We start from the raw sequence: 6,065 nt of genomic DNA on the forward strand, positions 1-6,065 counted from the left end.
CGGGGGCACTGGCGCGTGGGCTTGCGGGCAACCGAAGTGACACTTTGGTCGTGAACTGTCTCATTTAGGCATGTCGATGCCTCATCTGGACAGCCAGCCTGTGACAACTGACCTAGTCTGCATAAGCCCTACCGGTTGGACGCCACCGACCGGGGGCTGGTGGCCGGTGCAGGAAAAGTGACGAGCGGCGCAAGCCAGCTTGTCTGCCTGACGCCGGCCACGTGCCAAACCCCATGCCAGCCAGGAGCACGTCATGTCAGCCAATGCCAATCGCGGAGTCGTATACCAGGGAGCGGGGAAGGTGAGTGTCGAATCACTGGACTATCCGACCCTGGCGCTGGGAAATCGCAAGTGTGAACACGGGGTCATTCTCAAGGTCGTCTCGACCAATATCTGCGGCAGTGATCAGCACATGGTGCGTGGCCGCACCACGGCCCCGCAGGGCCTGGTGCTGGGTCACGAGATCACCGGTCTGGTCGTCGAGGCCGGGCGCGATGTGGAATTCATCAAGGTCGGTGACATCGTCTCGGTCCCCTTCAACATTGCCTGCGGCCGCTGCCGCAACTGCAAGGAAGGCAAGACGGGGATCTGTCTGAACGTCAATCCGGCGCGTCCCGGCGCGGCCTACGGCTATGTCGACATGGGCGGCTGGACTGGCGGTCAGACAGATTACGTCATGGTGCCCTATGCCGACTTCAACCTGCTCAAGTTCCCGGATGCCGACCAGGCGATGGAGAAGATCCGTGATCTGACGCTGCTGTCCGATATCTTCCCCACCGGCTTCCACGGCTGTGTGACCGCGGGGGTTGGGCCGGGCTCCACGGTGTATATCGCGGGCGCCGGGCCGGTCGGGCTGGCGGCGGCCGTCTCCGCCCAGCTGCTTGGGGCGGCCTGTGTCATCGTCGGCGACATGATCCCTGAGCGTTTGCAGCAGGCCGAGAGCTTCGGCTGCGAGACCATCGATCTGCGTCAGGAAGGCTCGATGGAAGACAAGGTCGAGGTGATTCTCGGCGAGCGCGAAGTGGATTGCTTCGTCGATTGCGTCGGCTTCGAGGCGCATGGCTGTGGTTGTGACCACGGCCGTGAGCAACCGGCCACGGTGCTCAACTCGGCGATGGCGCTGACGCGTGCCGGCGGCCAGATCGGCATCCCCGGTCTCTATGTCACCGAAGACCCGGGCGCCGAGGATGAGGCCGCCAAGGTCGGGGCGCTGTCGATGCGCTTCGGGCTGGGCTGGGCCAAGTCCCACTCGCTGCACACGGGCCAGTGCCCGGTGATGAAGTATCACCGCCCGCTGATGCAGGCGATCCTGTTCGGGCGCGTCAATATCGCCGATGCGGTCAATGTGCAGGTCATCAGTCTGGAAGAAGCGCCGCAGGGCTATGCGGACTTCGATGGCGGCGCTGCCAAGAAATTCGTCATCGACCCCCACGCCATGGTGCGCAACGGCCGTGCCGCCTGATGCCATCACGGCCTGACTCCCGCCCGTAGCGGAGTTCTGTCGCCACAGACGACGCTGCCACGCCCTTTCATCGGGTGTGGCGGCGTCGTCTTTTTTGAAGCGTGCCTGCCAGGCGGATGTTGCAGCCAGGCCCTTGTTGTCGAAGAGGCGCTGCGCTATACCGGTGGGCATATGAGGCCAGCGCGCTGCGTATGGTGCTCTCCGCTCTGATGTATCTGCACAGGAATGCCCATGTCCGCTTCAGCGTCCCCCATCGCCAATACCGCCAGCCTGATGCCGCAGCACGCCGATTTCTCCGACTGGCCCAATAGCCGCGACTGGCTGGCGCATCTGGTCAGCTTCAATACCGTGTCGCGCGAGTCGAATCTGGCATTGATCCATTGCCTGCGCGACGCCCTGGAAGTGGTCGGCGTCAGTGCCGAGGTCATCCACAACGATGGCGGCGACAAGGCCAATCTGCTGGCGGTGATCGGGCCGGAGGTCGAGGGCGGCGTGGTGCTCTCCGGGCACACCGATGTGGTGCCGGTGGAGGGCCAGGCCTGGGGCAGCGATCCCTTCACGCTGCGTGAGGCCGAGGGTCGACTTCATGGGCGCGGTTCCTCCGACATGAAGGGCTTCATCGCCTGCTGCATGGCGGCGGTGCCGGCGCTGGTGAATGCCCAGCGTGCGGGCACGCTGAAAAAGCCGGTGATTCTTGCCTTCTCCTATGACGAGGAGATCGGCTGTCTGGGCGCGCCGCGCATGATCGCGCGCCTGCGTGATCGCCTGCCGCGTCCGGCGGCGGTGCTGGTGGGCGAGCCGACCATGATGGCGATCGTCGATGCCCACAAGGGCATTACCGATCTGCGCACCACGGTGACCGGCAAGCCGTCGCATTCCAGCCTGGTCTATCAGGGGGTGAGTGCCATCCATCTGGCGGCGCGCATGGTGACCTTCATCGAGGACCGCATGCAGGCGCGCATCGACTGCGGTCATCTGGACGAGCGCTTCGATGTGCCCCACGCCAGTCTGCATGTCGGGCGCATCGAGGGCGGCACGGCGGTCAACATCACCGCCGGGGAGTGCATCTTCGACTGGGAGCTGCGCCATCTGCCGGGCGAGGATGTCGAGGCGATGCTGGCGGAGATCGATGCCCACGCCGAGCGTCTGGTCGCTCCCTATCGGGAGCGGGCGCCAGAAGTGGCGATTCGTAGCGAACGCACGGTGGAAACGGTGCCGTCACTCGGGCATGGCGATCGGGACCCGGCCATTCGCCTCTGCCAGCGTCTGCTGGGCGATGAGCGGGCCAGCGAGGCCGTGGCGTACACCACCGAGGCGGGACAGTTCCAGAGCGAAGGCTGGCCGACGGTGGTCTGCGGGCCAGGCTCCATCGGGGTCGCGCATCAGGCCAACGAGTACATCGAGCTCAGCCAGCTGGCGGCCTGTGATCGCTTCCTGGCCCAGCTGGTGCGTGAGCAACAGGGCGGCTGAGCCCCCTTTTTGCCGGGCCTGATGCACGACTGACACGCGCTCTCACAGCATGCCGGGGCGGGGCGTCTCCTGCTCCGGCATCGGGCGCAACACCGTGGCACATTCCCGCAGCAGGTGGTCGGTGAGCTTGTCCAGCGTGCTGCCACCGTGGCGCCAGTGATGCCAGTAAAGTGGCACATCGAGGGCATGGTTCGGCGCGATATCCACCAGCTCACCACTGGCCAGCAGATGCGCCGCCTGCTGCTCGGGAATCATGCCGTAGCCCATGCCGCTCAAGGCCAGACGCACGAAGCCTTCCGACGACGGGCATAGATGGTGGGGGAAGGACTCATCGAAGCCCATGGTCGACAACAGCCGGTGTTGCAGGCGGTCATCACGGCCATAGACGATGGCGGGCATGCTGCGCAGGGTCTCGGCCGGCAGAAGGGGCGGGATGGCGTGGCCTTTCTTCGCGATATGGCGCTGCACGAAGTCCGGGCTGGCCAGTGCCCGATAGCGCATGCTGCCCAGCGGGTGGGAGCGCGCACCCTGCACCGGGCGTGGCGTGGCACAGATGCAGCCCGCGACTTCTCCATCGCGCATGCGCCTGAGCGCCACTTCCTGATCTTCCACCAGCATGTCCAGCAACAGGTCACGCTCGCGACAGAAACTGCCGGTGACTGTCGGCCACCAGGTGGCCAGCGAATCGGCATTGATGGCGATGCGCAGTCGCTGCTCGCTCTCGCCGAGGGCGGGAATCTGGTCGAGCAGATCATGCTCCAGCAGACGCACTTGCTGGACATGATTGAGCAGGCGCCGCCCGAGTGGCGTCGGCCCCAGGCGCGGTGTACGCACCAGTACCGGCTGCCCCAGCCGTGCCTCCAGCAGTTTTATGCGCTGCGAGACCGCTGACTGCGTCAGCCCCAGTGCTCGCGCCCCGCGTTCAAAGCCCGCCTGATCGATGACGGCCGCCAGCGCCTCCAGCAGTTTATAGTCCAGCATCAGTATTCCTTATGATCCATTCCCTGAATCAATTTCCTTGATGTATTCATCCTAGCGTACTCTGCTTGCCTCAGCACTGACAGCCGTGGCACACGTCGTCAGTCACGGCAACGACACGACGAAAGGACAGGCGATATGTGGTGGTCATTCTTCAATGGGGCAGGGGTAGGCGCAGGCTTGATCATCGCCATCGGGGCGCAGAATGCCTTCGTGTTGGGACAGGGTCTCAAGCGCGAGCATCAATGGTGGGTGGCGGGGCTCTGCGCGTTGTGCGATGGCGTGCTGATCATCGCCGGCGTGCTCGGGCTGGGGGCGCTGATGCAGCAATCGCCGCTGTTGATGAGCATTGCCCGCTGGGGCGGGGTGGCGTTTCTGCTCTGGCAGGCACTCAAGGCGTTGGGGCGCATGCGCACTGGCGGCCAGCTGACGGCGAGCAACGCGCTCAAGGCCAACCTCGGCAAGGTGCTGGCGGCGACCTTGGCCGTCACGCTGCTCAACCCGCAGGTCTATCTGGATACGCTGGTGATGCTGGGCGCGATCGGCGCGCAGCAGCCGTCCCCGCAAAGCTTCATCGTCGGGGCGAGCCTGGCCTCCTTCGGCTGGTTCTTCGGTCTGGTGGCATGTGCCGGTTGGCTTGCGCCACGTCTGACCAGTCCGCGTGCCTGGCAGGTCATCGAGGCCTTCATCGCCACGATTCTGCTGTGGGTGGCCTGGCAGCTGGGCAGCGGTGCCTGGCTCTAGCGGCCAACGCAAGGCGGGCAAGAGGCAACAGCAGGCGTGACGCGCCGATAGGTGTAAAGAAAGCATGACGCAGTGTCAGGCGCTGGCGGCAGCGGGAGTGCCCCGAGTGGGCAGTGTCGAGATAGCCGTCAGCGCCATGGCAGGGTTTCGTTACATGTCTGGCGTGGGAAGAGGCCGGACACGGCACCAAAGCAGGCGCAAGGCGAATGGGCAGGGTGGCAGGCAAGGCATAGATTTCCGATAACGGAATCGGGACACGACAGGCGAGGCGCGATGCGTTCGCCTGTCGTGAAGGATGTTGCCCGCCTTTTCTCTACCTTGCCTGCCCTGTCGGCAGCCTGACTCAGGAGCCTCTCATGAACGCACCGGCGCGTATCGAACAGCACAATCCCATCGGCACGGACGGCTTCGAGTTCGTCGAATTCACGGCCCCGGATGCGGCCGGCATCGATGCCCTGCGCAAGTTGTTCAACCAGCTCGGATTTACCGAGACCCGTCGCCATCGCTCCAAGCAGGTGTTCCTGTTTCAGCAGCACGGCATCAATGTGGTGCTCAACGCCGAGCCGAACAGCCCGGCGGCGGAATTCGCGGCGATCCACGGCCCGAGTGCCTGTGCGATGGCCTGGCGCGTGGCGGATGCCGAGCAGGCGCATCGCTACGCCCTGGCGCACGGTGCGCGCAGCGTCGAGCACCCGGTCGGGCCGGGCGAGGTGGGCATCCCTGCGGTGCAAGGCATCGGCGGTTCGGTGCTGTACTTCGTGGACCATCACCGCGAGCGCTCGATCTACGATACCGACTTCGTCGCCATCGACGGCGCAATCGAGAATGCCAACAGTGTCGGCCTGCATACGCTGGATCACCTGACCCACAATGTCGGGCGTGGCCAGATGGATGTGTGGGCAGACTTCTATGCGCGTATCGCCAACTTCCGCGAGATCCGCTATTTCGATATCGAAGGCAAGATGACCGGGCTCTTCTCGCGCGCGATGACGGCACCGTGCGGCAAGATGCACATTCCCATCAACGAGTCAGCGGATGATGACTCCCAGATCGCGGAATTCATCCGCGAATACCATGGCGAGGGTATCCAGCATCTGGCGATGGCGACGGATGATATCCATGCCACCGTCAAGGCGCTCAAGGCCAATGGCGTCACCTTCCTGACCACGCCGGCCACCTATTATGAGAAGGTCGATGCGCGGGTGCCCAACCACGAAGAGAATGTCGAGGACCTCAAGGCATTGAACCTGCTGGTCGATGGCGCGCCGGGGGAGGGCATTCTGTTGCAGATCTTCACCGAGACGGTGATCGGGCCGATCTTCTTCGAGATCATCCAGCGCAAGGGCAACGATGGTTTCGGCGAGGGCAACTTCAAGGCGCTGTTCGAATCCATCGAGGAAGACCAGATCCG

At 64.4% G+C, this 6,065-nt stretch carries 5 protein-coding genes; 4 read left to right on the top strand and 1 reads right to left on the bottom strand.

Features of this window, described 5'->3' with window-relative positions; all coding sequences use genetic code 11:
* The first annotated feature begins 253 nt into the window (after window positions 1-253).
* Together fdhA and argE are read left to right on the top strand one after the other, a co-directional pair.
* Window positions 254-1,462: a formaldehyde dehydrogenase, glutathione-independent gene (gene fdhA, locus AC4FAH_RS10435; RefSeq protein ID WP_054555477.1), complete on the top strand. Its 1,209-nt coding sequence runs from the start codon at window positions 254-256 to the stop codon at window positions 1,460-1,462.
* A 231-nt stretch (window positions 1,463-1,693) separates the two neighbouring features.
* A complete protein-coding gene (argE, locus tag AC4FAH_RS10440) occupies window positions 1,694-2,932 on the top strand; it encodes an acetylornithine deacetylase (protein ID WP_347421216.1) in 1,239 nt (412 codons plus the stop codon).
* A 42-nt stretch (window positions 2,933-2,974) separates the two neighbouring features.
* On the opposite strand, the gene AC4FAH_RS10445 is transcribed toward argE, so the two are convergent.
* Window positions 2,975-3,913, bottom strand: coding sequence for a LysR family transcriptional regulator ArgP (locus AC4FAH_RS10445; RefSeq protein ID WP_286988291.1), 939 nt, complete (start codon window positions 3,911-3,913; stop codon window positions 2,975-2,977).
* A gap of 135 nt (window positions 3,914-4,048) precedes the next feature.
* Between AC4FAH_RS10445 and AC4FAH_RS10450 the strand changes: the two genes are divergently transcribed.
* Both AC4FAH_RS10450 and hppD read left to right on the top strand, forming a co-directional pair.
* Window positions 4,049-4,654, top strand: coding sequence for a LysE/ArgO family amino acid transporter (locus AC4FAH_RS10450; protein ID WP_043331275.1), 606 nt, complete (start codon window positions 4,049-4,051; stop codon window positions 4,652-4,654).
* A gap of 356 nt (window positions 4,655-5,010) precedes the next feature.
* On the top strand, window positions 5,011-6,065 hold a 1,055-nt coding region (gene hppD, locus AC4FAH_RS10455; RefSeq protein ID WP_490245991.1), incomplete at its 3' end, for a 4-hydroxyphenylpyruvate dioxygenase.

It is taken from the genome of Cobetia sp. (genome assembly GCF_983723665.1).